The following is a 22918-nucleotide window of genomic DNA, read 5'->3' as shown; positions in this document are numbered from 1 at the left end:
TTCAAAACGCGGAGACCAGGAGCCACCTTTTAGGAAAGGTTGATGGGTACAGATGTTGGAATGTGTACAGGGAAAAGAAGGGATATCTTAAAAGGGAAAAGGGATACGGTTATCAACAGGAAAAAAAACTTAAAAAAACAACGACTTACAAAATCTATCGACCGATTTTTCTCTATGTTTTTTTGCTATCGACCAGTTTTTCTCTATGATTCCAACCCCATGGACCAATTTTTCTCCATATTTTTCACCCTATCGACCAAAAAATCTCTATATAAATCAGCCTATCGACCAGTTTTTCTCTATACTCAGTGGTGAAAACCTGCCTGTTTTCGAGTCACAAAACGCTATCGACCAGTTTTTCTCGATACTATCGACCAGTTTTTCTCCATATTTTAAAGGGGTATCGACCAGTTTTTCTCTATATCCCCTGCCCTGACGCTGAATCGACCAGTTTTTCTCTATAGTCCAATTATCGTTTTTCGAGCTGCTCAAGCGCCCGTCTGCGTTTCTGGTTGGCTTTGACAATCTCGTCTTTAAAATCCGGATGGGGCCGGATGATATAGAGAATATCGAGCACCTTGCGCCCTTCGACCGTTTCGCGGCGTTCCACGGACATGATGACATTGCTTTGGTGCAGTTCACTCCATGCTTTATCCACGGCGGCGAAGTTTCGGGTTTGGCGCGTTTTGTCCATATAGCCGCTATCGCGGTCAATCTCTGAATAGGTGATGTGAAACGGCACCGTCATACTGGCATTGGTGTATTGATGCGCCATGCGTTTAAACAGCCACCGGGCCAGTTCCGATTTTAAATCCATAAGGCGCACCCAATTGTATTGCCGGAAATATAATTTGTTAATCCCATGTGAAACCAACGCTGAAAACCGGGCAATGGAAGGGCTTTTCGGATCGTTCATAAAATCAGAGCGGGTTTTGGTGATGATTTCCGGAAGGATGCTGCCCTTAAATTCAAAGCCATTGGGTAAGCCTTCGGCCTGAATGTGATATTTGGTTTCATTGAGAATTTTAATCGCCTTTTGGATTTGTCCATGGCTGCGGGTCTTGCTGCGGCGTTTGAGTTCGGCCCCGATCAAATACACGGTATAGCGCACAAAGGTTTCGGGGTTCTCGACCAAGTGCAAGCCGTATTGTTGTTCGGCCAGCATCTTGCGCAAGACTTCCTCGACAAGTTCTTCATCTGTCGAGGGGAAATAATGCTTGTAGGAGCCGTCTGATTCTTCAATCTGGGCTGGGCTAATGGTCATCACGCACGGAATTTCACGCGGGATGATTTCAGAGCCATCTTCCGGCTTGAGCGTCGGACGGTAGACAAAATGGACTTTTTGTGGTTTGAGATTCCCGCGATCATCACGCAGGCGGTTTTGCTTGGCAGTAGTAATCGCATATTTTGGAATCGAATCATAAAATTCGATCGTATTGGAGTGCTCTGCCGGCAGGCCAAGGGAAAAGGTAAAGAGGTCAAACTGGTGACTTTCCGGGGCTTTGAAGGTCAGTAGGTCTTTTTTTGCGGGAAGATTCTTCGGCATCAGAGACAATACTTTTTCAAACGTGGAAACTACGTTTCGTGTAACAGGTTTAGGACGGGGATGCTATGGAGGCAAGACGATTATTCACAGATTCGGTGCACTCCCCTACTCCTTCGTGGCGGTGGAAGAGGTGTGAGTCTTGGTGGTGGTAAGCTCACGCTGCAAGGCTTCAAGGGCATATTGAAAGGTTTCGCCCAGCACCCATCCTTTTTGATCGCATAAGGCATAAAAGGCTTCTTTATCCCGATGGCGCACTTTCAAATTTAACTGTTCGCTGCGGCCTGTGCGGTGAATGCGCCGTCCTTCCCGGCTGGTAAAACCCGATTGTTCAGCCACCTTGCGTATCTCCTCTTTGGGGATGTCTGGATGGATGGGACTCCCCTTCCATTTCGGGGTTTCCCATTCTTTGGGATCAAGTGTTTCCAAGTTGGCATCAAAGCCAATTTCTGCGCGTTGCTTGCTCATCGTTAGGCGACCTCAACTTTTTTGGTGGGGGAAGACGCAGTACTTTTCACCATGGCCAGCACTTCACCCGCAAAGTTCCGGGCGTTGCCAATGGCATCGTCAACTTTATACACGTCCTTGGGATCAAGGTCTTCAAGGGTGCCGCCAAAATCAAACAAGGAGCGGTACACTTCGCGCTCTAAAATCTGCGTGGTAAAAACCGGAACCTTGGCCTTTTCCAGTTGTTCCTGAATGGCGGCAAAGGTTTTGGTGCGGATCGCGGCTTTGGTGCGGGTAAATAACACGGCATGCGGAATGCTTCTGCGGGCGCTCTTTTCCTGCTGCTTCACCAGTTTCAGCCCCTTGGCGGCTCCGGCAGCATCGAGGCCGGATGGCTGCATTGGAATGATGACCAGATCAGAGTGCATGATGGTATAGGCCACCAGCAGATTGGCCGAGCCTTCCAGATCGACAATGACAAAGGGCGTGACTTCCTGCGCCCGTTCAATATCATCAATGATCGTGTCTTCTGTGGCTGCGGTGAAGACATGCAGGTTGGCAGGTTTATCCGGCAGCTTTGCCCAACGTTCAATGTAGTGCTCCGGGTCGGCGTCGATCACCGTCACCCCTACTCCCTTGTGCGCAAGTTCGGTGGCAAGTAATAACGCGGCGGTCGTTTTACCGACGCCGCCCTTCGGGCTGGCTAAAGAAATAACGGGCATGGTGGACGCTCCTTGCTAGGCGGGATTGAAGGGAATCCTTCAACGAAAAACTCCCCTACCCTAGCGCAATTTGTGGATAACGTCTAGCTTTCTGGTAACGAATAGCTTTCAGATATCATGATATCTAGTAGCTACCATATATCATGATATACTATAGCTACTAGATAGCTATCATATTAAAATGAAAGGATTACCGATCCAATTCCGGCCCTTGATCGTGGTCGAGGTCGTGATCCGGGAAGGCTTCAGGGTCGTTGACGGCACGTGGGGCAGGGGCGTCCGGCGTATATTCGCGGAAGTCTTTCGTGTCCGAATCGCGATCGGGCAGGGGAGGCGCATGCAGCCGCTCCGTCTCAAGGTGCTGTTGATGTTCAAGCGCGGCAAGCTGTTCAGCCGCAAAACGATCGAATTGCCCACGGCGCTCCTGTTGCCGTCGTTCAATATCCTCTAAATTCAGCCGTAATGCCTCCACACGCTCTCGTAAGACCTTTTCCCTCCCCGAGAGCCGCCCAAATGGAGTTTGAGCCTTCCTGAGCTCATTTTGGGCGATTTTGAGGTCTTTCTGAGCCTGTCTCTGGTCGTATATCCGTTCATTGCTCTCGATCAATTCATAGCGCTTGCGATCAATTTGGGCTTCCAATGCGCGGCGTTCATCCAAATGCTTGAGCCGAATTCTTTCTTGTCGCTGGGCGAGGAGGGCGGCCTGATCGGGGAATCCTTGCGTCTTTTCGCGCAAGGTTTCCCCTCTGGCTTTTTGAGCGAACGCGGTGGTGCGCGTTTGCTCATGGGCGATCTTGCGTTTTTCACGTTCGATGGCCAGATCAATAATCTTTTCTTGGCTCTCCAATTCGGCCAGTTCCCGGTTCCAATATTCGGCTTCGCGGTTCTCATCCCCGATCCGGGTTGGCTCGCCGCGTCGCTCCATTTCGGTGGCATCCGGGCCAAGGTGCTTGGTCGGCTTTTGCCCCATGCCCCGTTCTTCAAAACTACGAGCGTCCACGCGATCCTGAGAACCCACACGCTCCAAAGCCTGATTGAGATAGTCGGCCCATGCCTCGCGGTCTTGGACAAGGGCCTGCTTCTGGTTCCAAGCGCGGTTTTTGTTACCGAAGGCACCGTGATCATTGAGCGGGCGCAGGGTCAACAAAATATGGGCGTGGTGGTTGCGATCATCACCACCTTGGCCCGGTGCGTGGTAGGAAATATCGGCAATCATGCCCTTGGACACATAGCGGTCGTGAGCAAAGCTCGTGAGCAACTCGCGGCGCTGGTCGTGGTTGAGTTCATGGGGGAGGGAGACTTCCACTTCACGGGCCAGTTGCGCATCTTTGCGTTTTTCCGTGGCTTCGACGATGTTCCACAACGCAGCCCGGTCGGTGGCCCAGTCTGGGGCATAGTCTGGGGTGAGAATTTCGCTTTCGATAACCCCACCACGGCTGGAGTATTTATGATCGAGTCCCGTGGTAGAATCGTGGATGTCCACACCAGCCCGGTAGGCTGCGGCGGCGGTGACGCTTCGTCCTGTTGATCGGCCAATGACCTTGGCCGAGTAATGGTAAATTGCCACAGAAACGCGACCAGTTAGAAAATACGCAATTTGAAAAACGAGAGAAGCGAGAACCGCTCCTTGCAAGCACACATCACGAAGTGATGTATAAGTGCGCCCTTACGGGATTTAACCACATCACAATACCACAATATATTGACCACAATCTACGACTCGCGTTATGCTGAATCCGACTCATCCACACTCAAGGCACAAACGCCAAGCCACAACCACGGAGCCACCCACACCCGAAACAACACAACACATTGGAGTACCTGCATACGATGACTGAGAACCTGAGAAAGGACTTTCCCCAAAAAGCCACCACAACCGATGATTCAAAACCCAAGCCTCTCACACGACTAGAAAAGCTCGAACAACAACGTGCCAAAATCAGCAAGCAAATTTCCCTGACCAAGAACCGGGAAAAGCAACAAGAACGCAAACTCGATACCCGCCGGAAAATTCTTGTCGGCTCAACCCTTATGACTGAAGCCGAAAAAAAACCGGAACTTTACGATACGATTACCCGGCTCCTCGACCGCTACCTCACCCGAGAAGACGACCGCAAACTTTTTCCCCAGATATCCGCCCAACATCGGAAAGATAAGGCCGAAGAAAAACACAAGGTGACTGCCTAACGGCAGTCAATTTTTTAAGATGTAAAGAAGGCCATGGGCTAAGCACCCATGACATTTTGAAGACATGGGGGCTCATTGCCGCCCCCAAACCCCGCTATGATATTTTCGCGACAATGATGGGGGAGGTGAAATGGCTTCAGTAGAACCAAATTTTTGGCGCTGGTGGGGGGCTTCTAAGAGCGAAAGATGAAGTCGGTGCCCCTTATCCCAATCTTCATTTTGTTGAGGTTATTTTGTGAAATGTGCGCTTTCCCTTTTCCTGTGACGGCACAGGAGAAGGGGGAGCATTGACGTTTTGGAGAAAAAGATTAATGAATAGCACGGCAGATAGCGAAAGCTTAAAACTTCTCGAAGAATGTAATCAGAAGCTAAAACTCAATCCTGATGACGCAGGCCCGTGGTTTGAAAAGGCTGATATTTTATTTCGCTTAACACGTTACGAGGATGCCCTAAATTCTTGTAAAGAAGGGCTGAAAAGGGATGAAACGCAGGTGGTAGGATGGTACCTGAAGGGGGCTGCTCTTATTAATTTGGGGCGTTCACAGGAGTCTTTGGAGGCGACCGAATGTGGACTAAATTTGAATGAAAACCTAGCTTGGTTGTGGATTGTCAAAGGCATGGCTCTCAATGAATTAGGACGATTTAAAGAGGCGTTAAAGGCGTGTATTCGGGCCATTCAATTACAAAATACGATTGATCTTGCTTGGCTCCATAAAGGAGTTGCTCTTTTCAACTTAGGGCAGTTTGAAGAATCCCTGACGGCTTCGGAGCAGGCCTTACAATTAAATAAGAAGTTGAGTGCAGCGCGATATAATAAGGCTTCGACGCTTTTAAACCTTGGGCGTCTTGAAGAAGCCTTAGATGAATGGAAACGGTTAGCTGTTGTAAACCCCAAGCAGGCCGAGGCATATATGTATCAGGGCGAAATCCTTTGGAGGTTGGAACGGCTTGATGAGGCGTTGCAGATGACGGAGCAAGCCATAGCGCTTGACTCTGGGTTGGCTTTGGCCTGGGTTACCAAGAGCCGCATTCTTCTACAAGAAGGCCATACTCAAGAGGCTTTAGACGTTGCTGACCACGCTTTGCAATTAGATCCTTCCCTAGCCCAGGCCTGGGGAACTCGGGGGACAACCTTACTTAATTTAGGTCAGTGTGACCTAGCTCTTGAAGCCTACGATAAAGCCTTAAAGCTTGATCCCACTACGGACTGGGTCTGGTACAACAAAGGCCTACTCCTTTCTCAATTTAAGCGGTTTCCAGAAGCATTAGGGGCTTGGGAGCAAGCTATAACACTTAATCCAAATATGGGGAATGCTTATTACAATATGAGTTCAGCACTCGCAAAGTTACGGCGCTATGAAGAGGCCATAGAGGCTGCTGACCACGCCTTACAATTAGATCCTGCCTTTGCCCAAGCTTGGAGTAATAAGGGTTTCGGGCTTCTATTTTTAAGACAGTATGATGAGGCGTTAGAAAGTCTTGAGCAAGCCTTGAAGCTTAATCCTGCTCTGGCGCAGGCATGGGCGAATAAGAGTACTGTGCTTCAGCGGCTATGGCGATTTCAAGAAGCTTTAGATGCAATAGACCGGGCTCTGAAGCTTGATCCTAATTTGGCGCATGGGTGGGCATGGAGAGCGGCTGTGTTAATTTCACTTGGGCAAAGTGCCCCAGCATTTGAGGCCTGTGAGCAGGCCTTAAAGCTTGACCCTTCCTCAAGCCAAGCCTGGACTAATAAGGGCATAGCTTTGTCTATGTTGGGACATCTTGAAGAAGCACTAATGGCAGTTGACCAGGCTTTGAAGTTTGAACCATCCTCAGTCCACGCATGGTTGAATAAATCAAGAATCTTACGGGTACTTTCTCGGACGGATGAAGGTTGGGCCGCGTGCCTGTCCGCACTCCTGCTGGACCCAAAAGAAAGTTGGGCTCACAGCGAAAAAGCCGCGTATTTTTTTCAAACATTTAAATTAGAGGAAGGATTAAAAGCTTGTCGGCAAGCCTTAGAGCTCGATCGGCATAATGATGATGCCTATGTCCTCAGAAGTGTAATTTATTTGAAGTTAGACCGACCTGATGAGGCCCTCTTAGATTGTCAATATGTTTTAACGCGCAAGCCCATGGATATACGGGCCTTATGGGTTCATGCCCTTGTTCTTGATACTCAAGGGCGGAAAGATGATGCCAGAAAGATTTATGAGCAGATAATTCAGCAAAATTGTGAGGGACTTTTTCAATACATAAAAGCAGGCGCATTTAGCAGATTAGATAGAATAAATGAAGCCGTCACCGTGCTAAAAAGCTTACTGGAGCAGTATCCTCAAAATGCATTTGTGCTGCTTGGGATTGGGTGGTTTTATGGCATCATGGATCAATGGGATGAAGCAGATAGCTGGGTAGAGCGAGCATGGAAGATGAATTCTCAGTTGGTAGAAGTTTGGGGGTTAAAAGGCATAACCTCAGCTTTTCATGGCCAATATGATGAATCGTCTGCTTTTTTGTATCGCGCCTTGAAAAAGGATGCGAAGAATCCGGGATTATTAATGTTGAGAGCCATAGTCTTTCGAAGACTAAAGGAGCGGACCCCTGAAGAAGCGTTCGAACAAATCGAACAAGCTATCTTCAATGATCGAAAAATGCCTCTTGCCTGGGCTATACGAGGGGAGATCCTCGAAACGATCGGGAAGGTTGAAGAAGCGAGAGAATCTTATGAAATAGCGGCTGAGTTGGACCCGAACGATGAATGGATAAAGAGCTTGAAGATGAACATGCTAAGGTTTCTGGGGGTTTAGGGACAGTGCTGACAACGATTGACTCGGACACGGAAGCTATTTTAGAGAAAGTGTCCGAACCACCAAAAGCCCAGCGTGGGGGAAAGACGCTCAGTAAAGACCCTGATCGTTTGGCCATCTATCATAGATGGAGAGCCAAGATAAAGTTATTGGAGAAAGATGAAAATGACCAGCCAGCGTATAATGAGGCTCTCTACCATATCACCCAAGCGATTGAGAATGATGAGCAAGATCCAGAGTCGTACAAAATTAAATGCCGGATTCATCGTCTTCAAAAAGACGATGCGGAAGTTATCAAGGCCTTAAAAGACGCCATTGTCGTTGCGCCGCATGAGAGTTGGTTCTGGGTGTCATGGATTGAGGTGTTAGCAAAGCAAGGAAAGTTTCAAGACATTCCAAAGGTTATTGCGCAAGCAAAAAAAGTCTCGGGGTCCAAAAGTTTACCATGGGTCTTACGAGGCCATGCCTTTCAGTTGAAAGGCAAAAATCTGGCAGCGTTCAGAGCATTTAATAGGGCTCTTCGGGAAGAAAAATTGAATGAAAGAGCACGAGTTGGTAAAAATGAAGCGTTAAAAAGGTTGCAGGAATTAGAAAGCTATGCAATAAAAAAGGAACTCTATGAAAATCAACAAACAACAGAAGCAATGTCAGAAGAAAAGGGAACTACTGTACTTGAACCCTCTCTATCCGTCGGCGAAATCATTAGGAAAGATTTAATCGATGGATTAGAAATAACCGTTGAAGAAGCGGCTAATAAAACTGGAATAGACCGTAAATACTTGTATCAAATAATTGGTGGTGAAAGGGCTGTTTCTAAAAACGTTGCGGTAAAACTTTCAAAGTTGTTTGATGAATGTCGAAGGAAGACTGGAAAAATCTATACAGTTAAGAAGCTTTTAAAGCTCCAATTCGATCTCGAATTAGAAAACCAGACAAAAGATTTAGATATTGAACCCCACCTAATTTAGTAATTCATCCCCACACAATTAGAGTAATGTAAAAAAAGTCATTGTTTTTAAATGGCTTTTTTAATGTCTTGACTGTCAGCATATTTGCTGACATACTCGCAATAAATGTCAGCAAATATGCTGACTTTATTATTGGGAGCCATCATGAGTCTGACAATGTTCTGAACAACAGGGTTATCAGGTGGGTCAAAAGGTGGGGGAAAAATTTTTCGGTGCTTTTTTCATATCGTCCTGGGGTCTTAGCCGACAGATCGGTCTCTCACGGGGCGGCTGCATCAGGGATGCAGACGTAAAGACTCAATTATTCACGCAGTCGTTTTTCAATATTAAAAAGGAGGGTGGCCATGAGGGGGTTTATCGGCGGCGCATCGGCTCTTTTACTTATTTGTTCAATCATTGTGATTTTCACAGGTAACTTTCGTGGGACGAGTGGGGATTGGATGTTGTTGGGGCTGACGATTTTGGGATTAATCTGGGCTTCCAGCGATTCCAAAAAATGGCATTACGACGGCAGTACCCATCACTTCACAAAACGATAGTCCTTTGGCGAAAACACGGAATAGAAGGCAACAGGTTGAAAGGAAATCTTTCGTTGACTTGGGGGTTCTCATTTTCCCTTCTTCATCCAGGATGTGGAAGGGAAAATGAACTCTTTGGGTACTGATTAAAAATGGGCGGATGGGGAGGAGGGCTAAAAAGATGATGGCTGCTTTTTGGATGTATGGCCTCGTCATTGTGGCCGGGTGCGTGATTGTCGGAGTTGGGGTTGGTGAGTTTGGACCGGAATATCTCTTCGGATTGGGAGCCCTTCCCTTAATGGGGATGGCAATCGGGAACGGAACCGAGGCCGCCGAATTCGAAAAAATTTCTCGGGCCTTTGGAATTCCAGGAAACGACGGTGGAGCCGGAACGCAGGTAAAACGGGAGCCACGGTCATTGGGTGATTATCTCATGCTCATCCCCTGTGGGGTGTTGGAGTTTGTTGCCGCCTTGGTCCATGGCGCGATTTATTTTGAAATCGTCCAGTTCGGGAAAAATATGTTCCCCGCTCGGGTTCCGATCATTGGAGAAGTGGTGAAAGCCCTCTATCCCCAAATTTCGGTGCAAGGCATCGTGGTCTTACTCATGACCACGCTCGTAGTGATTTCGCCCGTGTTGTTTTTCATGATGGTTATTCGGTTGGGGGTGTGGGATCGCGGGTACGCCGCCGTGGCGAACCTACCGATGGCGAGGGTCAAACTCGGGGTACCGCTTGGCCTGTATCTGTCCTCCATGGCCATGGAAGGCTACATGCTCAAAGCGCGATTTGCGATGGAAGAAAAGGGCACGATTTTCGTCGACCCGAATGCCGTAGCCCTGGATCCGGTCGCCATGTCCGTGATCGCGTGTTTGACTTTTGGTCTGACCACGCTGGTTGGGTTCTGGACTGCCTCAAAAATTGAAAAATTTCAGTCATTATAAACCTCTCACTCGAGGAGACCTGATTATGAAGGTGGTGAAAAGCATCATTCTTGGTCTAGTGCTGCTGACGGCGTCTATCACAGGCAATCCCGTGGCGCAGGCGCAAACAGAAAGCCAGCACAAAATAGTGGTGCTAGCAGATACGTCGGGTACGAATTGGGGATATGAGGCTTTTGAAGCCTTAAAAGAACAATTCATGGTGGAGTTGGCGCGGTTGCAGGAAAATTATTTTTACGCTTTTTCCTCGGTCGACGTGATCGAAACCGCCACAGGACGTCTGATTTGGTCAGGCAGCATCAACGAAATACAAAGTCATCGGGGCGCGGCCTTAAAAGCGGCCATCACGGCCGTAAAAACCAATTGCAACAATTTACCCCGGGCCTTTCAGACGTTGGACCATCATTTAAAATTTATTGATGGGCGGCAATTCTCAGATATCAAAATTTTCGTCATTAGTAATCTGTACAACACGCCTGTGCCCTGTGGGAAAGAAACCCGAATAATTTACCCGTCATTAGCTCCAAAAGAGGTGGATTTAAATCAGATATTGACGCAACGACCTGAGATTTCTTCCGTGATATTTTTGGGTGCCCATGAAGCCCAAGTCAAAGTTTGGGGCGATGCCTTACCCGATGTGGTGGCCTGGGAGCGGGCAGGGGAAGGGCGCATATTCCGATTGTACAACGTCAGCCAAAGCATTGCTGCCCTCAATCAAGGGCTGGAAGGAATGAAGGAATGAATAAACGATTGGTTCTTTACATGATGGCGGCGGGGCTGGCTTTCGCCAGCTCCGCCTTTGGGGATTTTCTGTTTGTCGACCCTTATCTTGAAAGTAGGACCTTACCGGAAAACCGGACGTTTTATTTATCGGAAGTGAAGCGCGACATGACTGAAGAAGAAATGGCCATTGATGAACGGGTGCAGCGCGGGGAGTTAGTCCTCCCGGACGGCCGGGTGGTGACCAGCTATCGGTATGTAGCTAAGGACAATTTGATTGTTGGGGGGGTGTTGCCCATCACTCAAGTCACGATCAATCAGGTCACAGAGCACCAACCGGGCCGAGAAAGTTTGGTGATGTTTTTAAATGCGAAATCAGAAAGCTTTCAGCCCAATATCAAGGATATTGGCGTCTGGAACAAAGATTTTCAGCGCATCGGTGTGCAATATGGCGCTCATACCGATCACGCACAACGTATGCAGATAACCGTGCTCATCGACCGCAGCAAATCAATGTCTCCGTTTATGCATCAGGTCAAGGAAGCGGCGAAACACTTCATAAAAAATATTCCGCATGGTTCTAAATGTGTCGTGGCGTCGTTCAATCAAATTCTCATCACTCACGGCGGGGGCAATCTTGGATTGGTCAATTATGGGGGGTATGAGTTTAAGGGGACGGTGCGTGATCAGGCCGCCGAGGGGCAACAGACCGATTTTAAAGCTCGTTTCCCTAAAGCGCTTTTGACCACTGGTGAGATGGGGAATGATGCCCTATTGAAAAAAGCGATCCAAGAGGACACCTGGGGCATCGATTGTGATCAATCCGCTGCCTTTGTCGATGGCATTCCTGAGGCGGAAGGCAGCACAAATCTTTACTTTCCAATCCAACTGGGCTTGCAAGCTGCGGCCGTCAGTCAGACCGTGCCGCATGTCGCCAAAATGAAACATATTATTTTGGTCATTACCGACGGGGGAGCCAACACCCAAGCAGGGAAAGAGGAAGTGGAAAGATTACATCGTGAAACCGGCGCGACCATTTTCGTCTATTGGTTAGGCAATACCTCCCCTGATGCGCTATCAAAAATTGCAGATTATCAGCTTGTGGATCATGGACAAAGCCAAGCGGCGTTGGCGTCGTATTTGGCCAATATTAATGTGTGGATGACGGGTCAGCAAATCTTGCTGCTCGACGAATAGGGAGGATCGTCATTATGAGTATTCTCAATTTGCAATGGGAGCAGAGCAGCAACGGGAAAGACGGACATGAAGCCTTGTTCTTGGTGAACGAGCAAGGGCAAAAGTTTCAAATGGCTCAGATTTTTCCCTCGAATAGTCAAAATCGGGAGATGGGCTTCACCATGGTGAAGCGGGATATGAACTATGGGCTTGGCGATCGGTTTATTCCGCAAAACGACAAGACATGGAATATGGCCTATCAAGCCTGTAAAGAAAAATCTCAGGTCTTTGCTCAAAGCCAAATTGAGATGGCCCATCAATTAACAGGTGATCGCAGCCATGTTCACGAAATGGTGGGGCAGGGGGCCAACGGCCGGACTCCGGAACCGGAGTTGGACCACGGGCACGATCGATAGGAAAGAAAGGCCGGGGGGTCATCTGACCTCCCGGTTTTTTTTAAGGAAGGAGGGGGAAGCCATGGGGACAGACAAAGGCTTTACATGGGAACAAGGGCCCTCGAAAGATGATGTGATTCTGCGAACCCGTGAGGGTGAGGATATCGCATATATCTTCCCGCGAGACAATAAGGAGGGGTTTACCCTGTTGACCAAAAATCATGGGGAATTCTGGTCAGAAAAAGGCCAGCACTGCGACTCGTTATTAGCGGCCAAGCATCATGCCATTCAGCATGTGGAAAGATATTACCTTCAAGAAAAATACAATCTGGAAGAAGCTCATCGTCATTCTGTACTCCATGACCTCCAAAAGGAATGGCAGCGGATGGGCGGTGATCCAAGGACCATCCGGGAATTTAAGGCCGAATGGGATCGAGTGAGCGCAGCCCACCATAAAACCAAAATTCCTGATCGTGAAGATCGAGACCAAGGGCACGAACGGTAGGAAAGGGGGCGCGCATGAATCATCGGGAACTCCCTCCCAATATGCCGCCCCTTTTGGGGCAAGAACGGGGGCTGCTGTTTGGAAAAATCGTAATGCTTGGTCTGTTGGGGGTGCCATGGACGTTCATTCCAGAATTTTGGATGCTTTGGGCTGGGCTTACGGTCATGGTTGGCGTGTCGGTGCTGGGCTCGCTCAAACGGTGTGGCGTAGCTCGCGCTTATAAGAAGTTAGATGAGCAAAGAGCCCGTAATGCGCAACACACAATCTTTGGCAAGGTGACACGGCTTGGGCAAATCACTGATGCGTTTGTCCAAAATTTACGCGGCCGCTCTGGCGTGTTCATTGGCGCATTAGGAAAAGAATTGCTGTTCTATAATCCATGGGCTCCAAAGGCTGGGAGCGTCGAGGTCTACGGCCCAGCTAGAACAGGGAAAAGTTCCACTTCTATATTAGGGACCTTGCTGAACGTCTGGAACCTCAAGGGGAAAGGCAAACTGCGCTTCAGTATTTGGTGTAATGATCCCAAGGGGGAATTATATTTTGTGAGTGCGGCGTTTCGGAAGTGGTGTGGGCAACGCATTTTGGTAATTAATCCTTTTGGAATAAAGGGTATTCCACAAGATTGCTTTAATCCGCTCGATTGTGTGTTGCGATCGGTCATTTTTATGACCGGAGAAACCCGAAATTTATGTGCACTGATTAGCAATGCCATGATCCCTGAGCCAGAAGGGAATCAAGGCACTACCGATAACAGTTTCTTTAGGCAGGCCGCACGATTATTTGTAATGCGGTTGATTTGTTACATGGCTTGTTTTGAACCCATGAATTGTAACCTTGTCCGGTTGCGGGAATTGGTCAGTAGTAGTGAAGCGCATCTGGTGATGATCGGTAATAAAATGCGGGACTCCGAACAACTCAACGGGTTGGTCCGTGGCTATGGCGAACGGCTGAACGATGAGATCAAAGTGCGGAACTTTGGCTCGATTAGACAAGAATCAGAGCAGGCTCTTGATATCTACGATGGTGATAGTGAATTTGGTAAATCGACGATGCGATCGGATTTTACCTTGGAAGAAATTCTGAATGAAAATACCACGGTCTATGTCGTCTTGCCGGGGTCCAAAACCGGGACCCACGGTGCGTTTTCATCCTTGGTTTCCACCTTGATGATTGAAGCCATTGCTCAACAAGACAAGCCTTCCAAATTATTGATGCTCATGGATGAAATGGGCTCAATGCCCCGTCTTCCAGAAGACACGATCAAGAAGGCTTTTGGGTTATTGCCGAGCCTTGGGCTCCGAATGGCGACCTACTGGCAATCAACCGCCCAAAAGAAGATGTACGGGGACAACCTTGCCCGTCTTATGACCGATAATAGCAGTCTCTTGGCTGCATGGGGGATCAGAGACCCGGACATGGCGAAAGAATTTGAACGTCGGGGCGGTCAAACCACAGTGAAGAAACATTCTTATTCCAAAGACCCGAAGGCGATCGAGCATTGTTGGTCCTATAGTTCTCAGGAGGCTTCAGAGCCTGTCATTTCGGAGTCTGAAATTCTCCAGCTTCCAGAAAATGACATGCTCGTTTCTATTGCTGGGCAGAAACTTTTGAGGTTGCGCCGCGTACCCTTCTGGAAAATTGCCATTATGCGGCGTTGTGCTCAAAAAAATCCTAGTGAGCCATACGATGATTATCCGGCAGAAGATACCGTCGAATGGCAATATTAATTAATGAAAGGGAAAACCAATGGGCACGGAAAATAAATTTTGGCAGGATGCTGCACAACAACTTCATGATTGTATAAATCACATGCGCTTGCTTGATCCAACAGGTTTGAAGCCTTTTAAAGAGACGATGACTCCAGAAAAGCTTCAAACCGTCCTTAAACAATATCAAGGCCCAAATAACAAATTTTGGGTTTTTGCACAGATGAGCAAGAGGACGTTTGCGAACGTTTTTTGGCAATGGGAACATGACGTGCTTAAAGCGGAAAGGAATTCCCCCTCATGAAAAACCGAGCGATACAAAACCGGACCAAAATGATCATTGAGGAACCAAAAGACGTGGTGGTACAAGATGTGCGGTTTTGGCGGGAATCCGATGAAGCTAATCAGCCGGGTGAAATGTTGCCAGTGAAAATGATTTTTACCCAAGACAACATCAATGGAATACTGTTGTTTTTTGAAACACATGGCCTCATTTACTCAAAAGAGGCCGTGGCTCAAATTCGCCAAGAGATCGAGACCTTTGGTGAAGCAAATATTTGGATAGTTACCCATAGATAAATCAGGCCTTCATGGATAGTGCAGTTGCCAATGCTGAATGAGGCCGATTATCTGAAGATGCGGGACAGGCGGGGACGCCGATGACCGCCGACGGTGATGGACTCACCAAAAGCCGCTTGGATCATCTGTGATCCGGGCGGCTTTTCATTTGCCCGTTCTTGGGCCATAGGCGCTCGTAGGGCGGCGTTTCTTCGTTTGGCCATTCCTCCTTATGAAAAATAAAAAGAGGCTATCAGGGGGTAAAATTTTTGCGAAAAATTGCCCTTTGAAAGCCTGTTTTGGTCGAAAATGGGAATGCGTCCCACAACCAAAAAACCAAGGCAATGGTGATAGGGGGTTTGGCGGCGGCTGTGTGGGAAACTGTCCCACATCTCGAAAACGGAGAAAAGAAAGCCCCCGACCGGGAAAGCCCAGCCGGGGGCGATTGAAAAGGATCAAGACAGCCGTTTACGGATCACGGACTTGCCATAAAATCCTTGGTGTTTGAGATTGCGAAACCACAGGCGGGCAAAGGATTTAAGTTCGGCTTTGAGGCGGGTATCCACATGCGTAGCCTTACCATGGTCATCATAGCGATAGACCTCCTGATTGATGCCCATAAAGTCATTGCGAAAGGAGATGGGTTCGGCAATTTGTGTGTCCCCATCGGTGATGAAACGAAAGACCATTTCAGGATCGCGCATCAGATCACCATTTTGCGTTGCGGTATGAGATATCGCAATTTGTCGATGTCCTTCGGCAGACGGGCCAATATCTTCAATACTAAGCGCCATAAAACCCTCAGAGGTGAGCGTGATAGCCGTATCGGCGGCTAACAGCTTGGTGAGTGCAGTGGCAAATGATGTATAGGTTTTCATTGTCTTTTCCTTTTTGGTTAAAGATGAACCCCCGACCAGACGACCCAGCCGGGGGCAGAGGAGGCCGCGCTAGGCGGCCGTGGCCTTGGACAGACGGTGCTGACGCATCCATTCTTTGGCCTCTAGGGCAACATCCATGAGCGTTTCCATGTGCTCTTGGCTGAAGGAATGGCCGTTTCTCCATTCGCCCGATTTCGTTTTGTACGAACGGGTAAAGGTGACCGTGAGGAAGGGTTGACCCTTTTCCGGGACTTGCTCCCAGATATCCGCTTGGATGGTTCCGAGACGGATTTTGTGAAGGGGTGGTTTTTTGTTTGTAGTCGCCATGATGTGTTCTCCTTTGTTGGTTGTTGAAACTTGGCTTCTCACAAGGGACGGAAGCCAATTTCAGCAACGAGGAGAACAGGGTTCAGGCGAGTGCCGCCGCGCCGGACCAGCATCCGGACATGACAGGAGCGGAGCGCATGGCGTGGGCGGTGCGAAGGCGCAAGGCTTTCAAAAACCATGAGTGGAACAAAGTGGGAAGGAACCGCAAAATCAGGGGATGCTAGACATCGGACAAACTTTTTTATCGACCTTCACGGGCATTCTCGTTCAAAAAAATTTCGAGACAAACGGCGTTTTCCTAAAAATTGAAGAACTAGCGGAGAATGGATGTGCTAAGAAAGAGCGCAGAAAAAATGGTCTAAACGAGAGAAAGGACAGACAATGGCAGAGGAAACAAGCGAGTTGGCGTTAGATTATACGGTGCAGTGCGATACGAACGGGGTCGTAGACGGGCGGTCTTTAGCCAAGGAAATGATCGGGGATGCGTTTAAGTTACTTGCGACCTATGGGTATCCCTGCATTGGGTGTAGCAGTATCTTTTTTAATCAAATTTGTGATGAAGTTCTTGCAGAGATGGATCAGGCGAAAAACACCACAGGGCAAGTTCCCACGTTATATTTTTGTATGAAAGATCATGGCGGGAAAGATCAGCTAAACGCGGTGTTTTTTGAACATGTGGAAAAAGTGCGAGGAGAAATCAAAAAAGCCATTCGGGAAGGTCGGATGGCCGGATGCCATCAACATGGAGAAGGGGGGAACGCTTAGGTATGGGCCTTGGTTTTGGTGATGCGGGGGAAAAACCAGTTGCGTAGATTTTTAGCAGTTCTATCGGTCAAACTCTATTTTCGCTTTGGCAAAAAGCGAAAATAGAATTTTAAGATAATGCCATGAAAATCATTGCTGTGGAAATATTTGATGTTATTAAAGGAATTTCTTATTCTGGCAATGTGTGACGAAATTGGCTTCCTTACGTTTTATGCTTTTAAACCTTTTTGAAGGATAGGGTTCAAAATGGCAAATTCAACTTTCCCAAAACCTCAGGCGTCCATTTTGTTTTTTGTTTCGGGTTCCTTGATTGTTTTGATTCTTAATCTTTCCTTATCGCATGCGGGGGGATTTATTTTATCTGCACACGATGAGACTTCCCTTCGTGAAAGCCTTGCTCGAGCAAAGGCTGGAGATACCATAGAGCTAAGTGGTTCTGGGTTTAATGTTACGGGAGAAATTCCAATGAAAATTCCTGAAGGTGTGACCATACAAGGGGAACGAACCGCAGAAAGGAAGTACGGTCCTTCCATTTGGTGGCCTGCGGATGCAGACAGAGTTACTCCCCCATGTGGATCGTCTGGAACTTCTTTTGGAACCCGATGCCTTTTTATGACCGCAGGGGACAATGTTCAAATAATTGGGATAACCCTGATAGGAGGGCATTTTGTAGGATATAAATGGGCTAAAATGCGAGCGGGAATTTACACCAACCACAACGGGCTTAAAGTGACAGGCTCCAAAATTTGGGGCTTTAGCCATTACGGGGTAGCTGTTGATAGGGCAAAAAATGTAGAAATTATAGGTAATTTTTTCACAGAAAATAGGGCACAGGGTTATGGCTATGGTGTTGCTATTGATAGAGGAGAGGTGCTTTTTGAAAAAAATGACTTTAATGCATGCAGACATGGAATAAGTGGAACTGGTCGTGAAGGAACTAAATTTATAGCTAGGTATAACAATTTTTTTAGTTTTGGGCATGGCGGGCGGGATAACCCCGATCAGTCCTACCCAATTGATATGCACGGGGTTTATCGGAAAGATCTTGGAAGGACAATTGCGGGTTCAAAAATGATAGTTCATCGCAATTCGTTTAGAGAGGTGTATCCCGCAGGCAAGGCCGCTAGTTTTACAATAGAAGGAATTCCCCTAGAATTATCCGAGTTTACAGAAAACACTTTTTTTAAAGCTCCACGTATGATCCAATTTAAAGAGGAAGGAGGAGGAGGGGGATTTTATGAACCTCCTAAAAACTTTATTATAAGATAACTTTCCTCCGAGAGAAAACCGCTCTCGAAGCGAGAGCGGTAGTTTCTTTACCCCCGTGATGGAAGTCAACCCACCCGCGTATTGATTTCCCTCTACTCTTTGCCACAGACTATTTTTGCTTTGAGGAAAAGCGCGAATAAGAAACCTTTTCCAAAATAGACCCTTTTCACGCCATTTGCGCTTTTCATTGTTTTTGGCCGAAACCCGAAATTCACACAGGCTAAGATCTACTTCTTGTTCTATAGCATAAAGGCCGTTATGCTATGCTACTAGCTGAGTAGGGGAGGAGGAGCATCTGAGCACCGACATTACTCTATTAGAGGGAAGCCCACGGCCCGGAGGGATGGAGGCATTCGCGGTCCCATCCATTATTCAAGAGGCCGGGCCGGAGGCCTTCAAGCGCTTCCTTGAATTCTTTACCGCTCAAATCCGCAACCGCAATACTCGCGAGGCCTATGCCCGAGCCGTGAGCCAGTTGTTTGGCTGGCTGCACGAACACGGGATTGTCCGCCTAGCGGAGATTCAACCCGTCCATATCGCGGCCTGGGTGGAAGGGAAAACCCAGACGCAGAACCCACAAACCGTCAAACAACATTTGGCCGCCGTCAAAAAGCTCTTTGACTGGCTGGTGATCGGACAGATTGTCCCGTCGAATCCAGCCACCGTGGTGAAAGGCCCCAAGTATTCCTATACCAAAGGGAAGACCCCAATTCTGTTGGCCGCTGATGCACGGCGATTTCTTGAAAGTTTCTCAGGCGATTCAATCAGTGTGCTGCGTGATCGGGCGTTGATCGCGCTCATGACCTATACCTTTGCCCGAATCAGTGCGGCCCTGGCCATGAACGTCAACGATGTGTTTGTCCAGCATCATCGGCTGTGGGTGCGGCTGCATGAGAAAGGCGGGAAATACCTGGAAATGCCCTGCCACCATAATCTGGAAATCTATTTGAAGGAGTATCTGGACGCGGCTGGAATTGAACACGATCCCAAAGGGCCGCTGTTCCGGCGATTGAATGGCGGACGCAAACCCGAGACGCAGGAACTAACGCGAAGTCGATTGCATCGCACGGAAGCGCTTTTTATGATTAAGCGCCGTGCGAAACAGGCTGGGATCGAGAATCCTGGGATGTGTAATCACTCGTTCCGCGGAACGGGCATCACGGCATATTTATCGAACCCCGACGCCAAGCTGGAACATGCTCAAACGATGGCGGGCCATGCCGATCCGAAGACCACCCGTATTTATGATCGCCGATCTGAACGATTGTCTTTGGATGAAGTGGAGCGGATTGGAATCTAAGGACCGTTTCCTGAGGGAGCAGACGAGTATTCGTTCCCATATCTGAGGAAGGCTATTATCAAATATTAAAGCAGAAAAAATCAGCAGCTTTATTTAATTATTTCTAGTAAAGTCTTCCCTCAAGCTTGGAATATACAAAGGGTATTTAGCCTTCAGCATTCCCATAAATTATGGGATGCTGAAGGCACTATTTTTAATAATTACATTTTTCTTTCGATGCCTACCAAAGAAGATAACTGGACACTCAAAGCCTTTGTTTCGGCGACTTTAGTTAGCCTGAATATTCCTCTCTATTGGTATTTAGCTAATTCACCATGGCCCCCAACCTATACAGTTCTAACCCTTACTTTTGTATTTTTAATTCTGCGAAACCCACTCTATTGGTATCGATATAAAGCATCATGGCTTATCAGTGCAGCTACTTTACTTAACGTATGGTCCATTTATGGCGCAATTGAAATTTCTGGATTTGAATTAAAAGTGACTCACCAAATGAGCATTGTTGGAACAGCCATGTTTCTTCTGGCCGCCTGTTATTGCATGCACCTGGATGTCAAAAGCCGACAACCCATACTACTGCCATCTGAACCAGCATATCGCGATAAGGGCCTTGACGATTTCAAAAAAGATTCCCCTTACACCGATTTGCCTACAGCCAATATCATTGAAAACATGGAAGTCGACAATCGCAAAGACAATCTGAAAGAAGAGTAGTTTGCCAACAGACGCATGCCACTTGGCACTAAACTATTCTCAAATTTCATCACACTAATTGTGAATAATAACCGCCCTGAATCAGCCTATTTCCAGTAGCCATATATAATATTCTAGAATTTCATCATAATAGTATAAGTTGTTGATATATAATGTATTTTTTCTATGAATACTTTATGCAACTTGATATATATCATATATATGAGTATCATTACTTCAGTTATATGAGTAATTGTCGAGTATAATATATATCAAGTTCTCTTATCTGCAGAGGTCACTCCATTTTTCTAGGATGGAGAAAGGGAAAGGCTGCATGCCGACACAAGAAAGTGAACTAGAGAAAATCTCGATTGATTTTGGTTCATATGACGATCCATCTTTTACCCAAGAAAAAGATGGCGGGAAGCTAAAAAAATTGCCGCCCCACACAGACGAGATCTTGGATGAGTGGTTTCGATGAGCATAACCTATAAGGATTTTCACTCAGTGGCAAAGTCAGCAGCTATGCCAAAGACGAAATTTGAGCGGAAGAAGCCGCATCTGAATGTGGACACGATTGGGCACGTGGACCATGGCAAGGGGTCCTTAACGTCGGCGCTCACGAAGACAATGAGGGATTTAGGGAAAACGACGTTTTTTGTTTCCTATTACTATGATGACGTAACCAAGGCCAGTGAAAGCCAGGGGTGGCGGGATCCGAACATACGAGCCATGGCCACCTCCCATGGCGAGTATAAGACAAACAAGCGGCATGATCTCTTCTTAGTGTGGCCGCAGCAGACGACCACTGTTTGTTACAAGAGTAGAAATGTTCTGAAAGGTCTTGAACGAATGGCAAGCAGGAGACAATATTGGGTCATTACTGCGGGCACGAAGAAGAAAGAGGGAGGGCGGCATATGCCGTTCTTCAACGGCCACCGGCCCCAGTGCTCCTTCCGCGCGGGCATGACAAGGATCGTGCAGCGCAATGAAGGGGGGGAGAGGGTGATGCTAGGTGACAATGTGTCATTTCCCGGCAGGTTGGCTGCGATGGAGCAAGGGGTGCGATTTGCAGTGCGAGAAGGGGTGCGATTTGCAGTGCGAGAAGGGGGCCGAACGGTCGGAGCCGGCGGCCAGGTGGCGGCCACTCTCGAAGGCGCAGACTTCTCTACAGTGGTGGATTCCATACCATTCCTACTCATTCACAGACAACAAAGGAATAAAGCCCTAGGGGTAACACAATCAAACGTCAGTTTTTACCCATCGCTGTCACTTTTAGAAAATTCTTATAAGACAAGGAGAGGAGCAATTAGTAGATGTCTGTCTCTACTGGAAAAATCAAAACCACATTTACAAACAAGTTTTTCAAAAAATCATGACTCTTTGGGGGGTACAAGAAAAGAGCTCATGGCCGAATTATGATCTAATTCGGATTATTTGGAAACATCAAGGGGGAGCACAACATGCGAAGCAGAGACGATAGCAAAAATCTCATCAGACTACAGTTTGATGTGCCGCCTGAGAAAATTAAGGAACTCGAAAATTTTGTTGAGCTAACTCAGGTCGGTACGAAAAAAGCTCTCTTCAATACAGCTTTCAGTCTACTGGCCTGGGCTATTCGTGAGTGCCAAGCTGGTAGAAGTATTGCTGCAGTCGATGAGGATACCAAGACCTACCGAGAATTGGTTATCCCAGCGCTTGAGAATGTAAAAACTCACAATATAAAAGCTCACAAAGAGCAGAAAGAGGTATTTGCTTCTTAACTTGATTATTAACTCTCAACTTCTTTGAGCCTTTCGATGAAAAATGGAAAAGGACATTGCCTATTTATAGGCAACAAGGTGAATAACCGGTGTGCTATTTCATGATCTGTGGAAATAGCACACCATTTTTGCTTAAATAGCGGAAAATGTTTTGGTGCGCTGATATCTCACAGGTATTCCAATAGGTCTAAGCCTCACCTGTTTATCTCTGCATCCCCTCCTGTCATTTACTATCCAGTTCACTCAGAATGAGTACACCCTATTTGAAAGTATTGAAAGAAGGAAAACTACGGGCTGGGAACGGGTTGAGCTGTAGCCAATTGGCCTTGGTCGGCAAAACTGTAATGCGTGTGTTCACCGATAATCACATGATCGAGGAGCGTAATACCTAACACCGTCCCAGCCTCTGATAATCGCTTGGTGAGGGCATGGTCTTCCGGGCTTGGATTGGGATTGCCCGAAGGGTGATTATGAACGCCAATGATGGCGGCAGCATTAGCCAGAAGGGCCGCTTTATAAACTTCCCGTGGATGGACAATCGAGACGGTTAACGAGCCGATGGAAACGGTATGTTGGGCAATTACTTTATGCTTGGCATTGAGCAACAACACGCGAAATTCTTCCCGGTCGAGGCGGAGCATGTCCGCACATAACCGAGCGACATCCTGACTGTGGGCAATGGGGGGATGATAGGGTCCTTCCGTTTCTTGGACCAGCATCACGCGCACCCATGGCACCGAAAGGCTGGG

General features: G+C 47.6%; 27 protein-coding genes. 19 read left to right on the top strand and 8 right to left on the bottom strand.

Annotated features, from left to right (window positions below):
- Window positions 1–469: 469 nt before the first annotated feature.
- The 4 genes from ACTRXD_RS00475 to mobQ all read right to left on the bottom strand — a co-directional run bounded on the left by ACTRXD_RS00475 (window position 470) and on the right by mobQ (window position 4279).
- Window positions 470–1546, bottom strand: coding sequence for a hypothetical protein (locus tag ACTRXD_RS00475; protein WP_442429924.1), 1077 nt, complete (start codon window positions 1544–1546; stop codon window positions 470–472).
- 105 nt (window positions 1547–1651) lie between these two features.
- Entirely contained in the window at window positions 1652–2011 is a 360-nt protein-coding gene (locus tag ACTRXD_RS00470; protein WP_442429923.1) for a stability/partitioning determinant, read from the bottom strand.
- 2 nt (window positions 2012–2013) lie between these two features.
- On the bottom strand, window positions 2014–2712 hold the full coding sequence (locus ACTRXD_RS00465) for an AAA family ATPase (RefSeq protein WP_442429922.1): 699 nt from the start codon (window positions 2710–2712) through the stop codon (window positions 2014–2016).
- A 190-nt stretch (window positions 2713–2902) separates the two neighbouring features.
- Window positions 2903–4279, bottom strand: coding sequence for a MobQ family relaxase (gene mobQ, locus ACTRXD_RS00460; RefSeq protein WP_442429921.1), 1377 nt, complete (start codon window positions 4277–4279; stop codon window positions 2903–2905).
- A gap of 263 nt (window positions 4280–4542) precedes the next feature.
- Here mobQ and ACTRXD_RS00455 point away from each other — a divergent pair, with 263 nt between their 5' ends.
- From ACTRXD_RS00455 to ACTRXD_RS00400, 12 genes are all read left to right on the top strand, one after another.
- Window positions 4543–4899 (top strand): mobilization protein, encoded by a 357-nt coding sequence (locus ACTRXD_RS00455; RefSeq protein ID WP_442429920.1) that lies wholly within the window; start codon window positions 4543–4545, stop codon window positions 4897–4899.
- 311 nt (window positions 4900–5210) lie between these two features.
- Window positions 5211–7688, top strand: coding sequence for a tetratricopeptide repeat protein (locus ACTRXD_RS00450; RefSeq protein WP_442429919.1), 2478 nt, complete (start codon window positions 5211–5213; stop codon window positions 7686–7688).
- Entirely contained in the window at window positions 7640–8656 is a 1017-nt protein-coding gene (locus ACTRXD_RS00445; protein ID WP_442429918.1) for a hypothetical protein, read from the top strand. Before ACTRXD_RS00450 ends, ACTRXD_RS00445 begins: the two co-directional genes overlap by 49 nt.
- Before the next feature lie 344 nt (window positions 8657–9000).
- Complete coding sequence (locus tag ACTRXD_RS00440) at window positions 9001–9195, top strand: hypothetical protein (protein ID WP_442429917.1); 195 nt, start codon at window positions 9001–9003, stop codon at window positions 9193–9195.
- 160 nt (window positions 9196–9355) lie between these two features.
- On the top strand, window positions 9356–10117 hold the full coding sequence (locus ACTRXD_RS00435) for a hypothetical protein (RefSeq protein ID WP_442429916.1): 762 nt from the start codon (window positions 9356–9358) through the stop codon (window positions 10115–10117).
- A gap of 25 nt (window positions 10118–10142) precedes the next feature.
- Window positions 10143–10856, top strand: a complete 714-nt coding sequence (locus ACTRXD_RS00430; RefSeq protein ID WP_442429915.1) for a hypothetical protein — start codon at window positions 10143–10145, stop codon at window positions 10854–10856.
- Window positions 10853–12031, top strand: coding sequence for a vWA domain-containing protein (locus tag ACTRXD_RS00425; RefSeq protein WP_442429914.1), 1179 nt, complete (start codon window positions 10853–10855; stop codon window positions 12029–12031). Before ACTRXD_RS00430 ends, ACTRXD_RS00425 begins: the two co-directional genes overlap by 4 nt.
- 14 nt (window positions 12032–12045) lie before the next feature.
- Entirely contained in the window at window positions 12046–12426 is a 381-nt protein-coding gene (locus ACTRXD_RS00420; protein WP_442429913.1) for a hypothetical protein, read from the top strand.
- Window positions 12427–12487: 61 nt separating this feature from the next.
- The gene (locus ACTRXD_RS00415; protein ID WP_442429912.1) at window positions 12488–12910 is read left to right on the top strand and encodes a hypothetical protein; all 423 of its coding nucleotides are present in this window, start codon (window positions 12488–12490) and stop codon (window positions 12908–12910) included.
- 14 nt (window positions 12911–12924) lie between these two features.
- Window positions 12925–14637 (top strand): type IV secretory system conjugative DNA transfer family protein, encoded by a 1713-nt coding sequence (locus ACTRXD_RS00410; protein ID WP_442429911.1) that lies wholly within the window; start codon window positions 12925–12927, stop codon window positions 14635–14637.
- 19 nt (window positions 14638–14656) lie between these two features.
- Window positions 14657–14920: a hypothetical protein gene (locus tag ACTRXD_RS00405; RefSeq protein ID WP_442429910.1), complete on the top strand. Its 264-nt coding sequence runs from the start codon at window positions 14657–14659 to the stop codon at window positions 14918–14920.
- 53 nt (window positions 14921–14973) lie between these two features.
- On the top strand, window positions 14974–15195 hold the full coding sequence (locus tag ACTRXD_RS00400; protein ID WP_442429909.1) for a hypothetical protein: 222 nt from the start codon (window positions 14974–14976) through the stop codon (window positions 15193–15195).
- Window positions 15196–15242: 47 nt separating this feature from the next.
- Here the strand turns inward: ACTRXD_RS00400 and ACTRXD_RS00395 are convergent, their stop codons facing one another.
- From ACTRXD_RS00395 to ACTRXD_RS00385, 3 genes are all read right to left on the bottom strand, one after another.
- Entirely contained in the window at window positions 15243–15398 is a 156-nt protein-coding gene (locus tag ACTRXD_RS00395) for a hypothetical protein (protein ID WP_442429908.1), read from the bottom strand.
- 231 nt (window positions 15399–15629) lie between these two features.
- Window positions 15630–16052: a DUF6908 domain-containing protein gene (locus ACTRXD_RS00390; protein WP_442429907.1), complete on the bottom strand. Its 423-nt coding sequence runs from the start codon at window positions 16050–16052 to the stop codon at window positions 15630–15632.
- 69 nt (window positions 16053–16121) lie between these two features.
- Window positions 16122–16379, bottom strand: coding sequence for a hypothetical protein (locus ACTRXD_RS00385; protein WP_442429906.1), 258 nt, complete (start codon window positions 16377–16379; stop codon window positions 16122–16124).
- Between the two features lie 381 nt (window positions 16380–16760).
- Here ACTRXD_RS00385 and ACTRXD_RS00380 point away from each other — a divergent pair, with 381 nt between their 5' ends.
- From ACTRXD_RS00380 to ACTRXD_RS00350, 7 genes are all read left to right on the top strand, one after another.
- Entirely contained in the window at window positions 16761–17144 is a 384-nt protein-coding gene (locus ACTRXD_RS00380; protein ID WP_442429905.1) for a hypothetical protein, read from the top strand.
- Between the two features lie 246 nt (window positions 17145–17390).
- Window positions 17391–18413 (top strand): right-handed parallel beta-helix repeat-containing protein, encoded by a 1023-nt coding sequence (locus ACTRXD_RS00375; protein WP_442429904.1) that lies wholly within the window; start codon window positions 17391–17393, stop codon window positions 18411–18413.
- 343 nt (window positions 18414–18756) lie between these two features.
- Window positions 18757–19713: a tyrosine-type recombinase/integrase gene (locus ACTRXD_RS00370; RefSeq protein WP_442429903.1), complete on the top strand. Its 957-nt coding sequence runs from the start codon at window positions 18757–18759 to the stop codon at window positions 19711–19713.
- Between the two features lie 216 nt (window positions 19714–19929).
- Entirely contained in the window at window positions 19930–20427 is a 498-nt protein-coding gene (locus ACTRXD_RS00365) for a hypothetical protein (protein ID WP_442429902.1), read from the top strand.
- Between the two features lie 313 nt (window positions 20428–20740).
- Window positions 20741–20887 carry a hypothetical protein gene (locus tag ACTRXD_RS00360; RefSeq protein ID WP_442429901.1) on the top strand — a complete coding sequence of 49 codons (147 nt, stop codon included), beginning with the start codon at window positions 20741–20743 and terminating at the stop codon, window positions 20885–20887.
- A 44-nt stretch (window positions 20888–20931) separates the two neighbouring features.
- Window positions 20932–21828 carry a hypothetical protein gene (locus tag ACTRXD_RS00355; protein ID WP_442429933.1) on the top strand — a complete coding sequence of 299 codons (897 nt, stop codon included), beginning with the start codon at window positions 20932–20934 and terminating at the stop codon, window positions 21826–21828.
- 41 nt (window positions 21829–21869) lie between these two features.
- A complete protein-coding gene (locus ACTRXD_RS00350; RefSeq protein WP_442429900.1) occupies window positions 21870–22169 on the top strand; it encodes a hypothetical protein in 300 nt (99 codons plus the stop codon).
- 287 nt (window positions 22170–22456) lie between these two features.
- On the opposite strand, the gene ACTRXD_RS00345 is transcribed toward ACTRXD_RS00350, so the two are convergent.
- Window positions 22457–22918: JAB domain-containing protein (locus ACTRXD_RS00345; protein ID WP_442429899.1), on the bottom strand; the 462-nt coding region annotated here is incomplete at its 5' end.

The sequence above is a fragment of the Nitrospira sp. T9 genome (genome assembly GCF_052156535.1).
GTDB lineage: Bacteria > Nitrospirota > Nitrospiria > Nitrospirales > UBA8639 > Nitrospira_E.
Note: the sequence above shows the minus strand (reverse complement) of the source record. Positions and strands in the feature narration are given on the sequence as shown.

Excerpts from the sequence above, each read along its gene's own strand:
- ACTRXD_RS00435 (WP_442429916.1), top strand. The coding sequence starts at position 9,356 with ATGATGGCTGCTTTTTGGATGTATGGCCTCGTCATTGTGGCCGGGTGC.
- ACTRXD_RS00450 (WP_442429919.1), top strand. The coding sequence starts at position 5,211 with ATGAATAGCACGGCAGATAGCGAAAGCTTAAAACTTCTCGAAGAATGT.
- ACTRXD_RS00470 (WP_442429923.1), bottom strand. The coding sequence starts at position 2,011 with ATGAGCAAGCAACGCGCAGAAATTGGCTTTGATGCCAACTTGGAAACA.
- ACTRXD_RS00355 (WP_442429933.1), top strand. The coding sequence starts at position 20,932 with ATGCCAAAGACGAAATTTGAGCGGAAGAAGCCGCATCTGAATGTGGAC.
- ACTRXD_RS00390 (WP_442429907.1), bottom strand. The coding sequence starts at position 16,052 with ATGAAAACCTATACATCATTTGCCACTGCACTCACCAAGCTGTTAGCC.
- ACTRXD_RS00445 (WP_442429918.1), top strand. The coding sequence starts at position 7,640 with ATGGATAAAGAGCTTGAAGATGAACATGCTAAGGTTTCTGGGGGTTTA.
- ACTRXD_RS00395 (WP_442429908.1), bottom strand. The coding sequence starts at position 15,398 with ATGGCCAAACGAAGAAACGCCGCCCTACGAGCGCCTATGGCCCAAGAA.
- ACTRXD_RS00455 (WP_442429920.1), top strand. The coding sequence starts at position 4,543 with ATGACTGAGAACCTGAGAAAGGACTTTCCCCAAAAAGCCACCACAACC.
- ACTRXD_RS00360 (WP_442429901.1), top strand. The coding sequence starts at position 20,741 with ATGCCGACACAAGAAAGTGAACTAGAGAAAATCTCGATTGATTTTGGT.
- ACTRXD_RS00365 (WP_442429902.1), top strand. The coding sequence starts at position 19,930 with ATGCCTACCAAAGAAGATAACTGGACACTCAAAGCCTTTGTTTCGGCG.
- ACTRXD_RS00420 (WP_442429913.1), top strand. The coding sequence starts at position 12,046 with ATGAGTATTCTCAATTTGCAATGGGAGCAGAGCAGCAACGGGAAAGAC.
- ACTRXD_RS00350 (WP_442429900.1), top strand. The coding sequence starts at position 21,870 with ATGCGAAGCAGAGACGATAGCAAAAATCTCATCAGACTACAGTTTGAT.
- ACTRXD_RS00430 (WP_442429915.1), top strand. The coding sequence starts at position 10,143 with ATGAAGGTGGTGAAAAGCATCATTCTTGGTCTAGTGCTGCTGACGGCG.
- ACTRXD_RS00380 (WP_442429905.1), top strand. The coding sequence starts at position 16,761 with ATGGCAGAGGAAACAAGCGAGTTGGCGTTAGATTATACGGTGCAGTGC.
- ACTRXD_RS00405 (WP_442429910.1), top strand. The coding sequence starts at position 14,657 with ATGGGCACGGAAAATAAATTTTGGCAGGATGCTGCACAACAACTTCAT.
- ACTRXD_RS00440 (WP_442429917.1), top strand. The coding sequence starts at position 9,001 with ATGAGGGGGTTTATCGGCGGCGCATCGGCTCTTTTACTTATTTGTTCA.
- ACTRXD_RS00375 (WP_442429904.1), top strand. The coding sequence starts at position 17,391 with ATGGCAAATTCAACTTTCCCAAAACCTCAGGCGTCCATTTTGTTTTTT.
- ACTRXD_RS00415 (WP_442429912.1), top strand. The coding sequence starts at position 12,488 with ATGGGGACAGACAAAGGCTTTACATGGGAACAAGGGCCCTCGAAAGAT.
- ACTRXD_RS00370 (WP_442429903.1), top strand. The coding sequence starts at position 18,757 with ATGGAGGCATTCGCGGTCCCATCCATTATTCAAGAGGCCGGGCCGGAG.
- ACTRXD_RS00475 (WP_442429924.1), bottom strand. The coding sequence starts at position 1,546 with ATGCCGAAGAATCTTCCCGCAAAAAAAGACCTACTGACCTTCAAAGCC.
- ACTRXD_RS00465 (WP_442429922.1), bottom strand. The coding sequence starts at position 2,712 with ATGCCCGTTATTTCTTTAGCCAGCCCGAAGGGCGGCGTCGGTAAAACG.
- ACTRXD_RS00385 (WP_442429906.1), bottom strand. The coding sequence starts at position 16,379 with ATGGCGACTACAAACAAAAAACCACCCCTTCACAAAATCCGTCTCGGA.
- ACTRXD_RS00425 (WP_442429914.1), top strand. The coding sequence starts at position 10,853 with ATGAATAAACGATTGGTTCTTTACATGATGGCGGCGGGGCTGGCTTTC.
- ACTRXD_RS00410 (WP_442429911.1), top strand. The coding sequence starts at position 12,925 with ATGAATCATCGGGAACTCCCTCCCAATATGCCGCCCCTTTTGGGGCAA.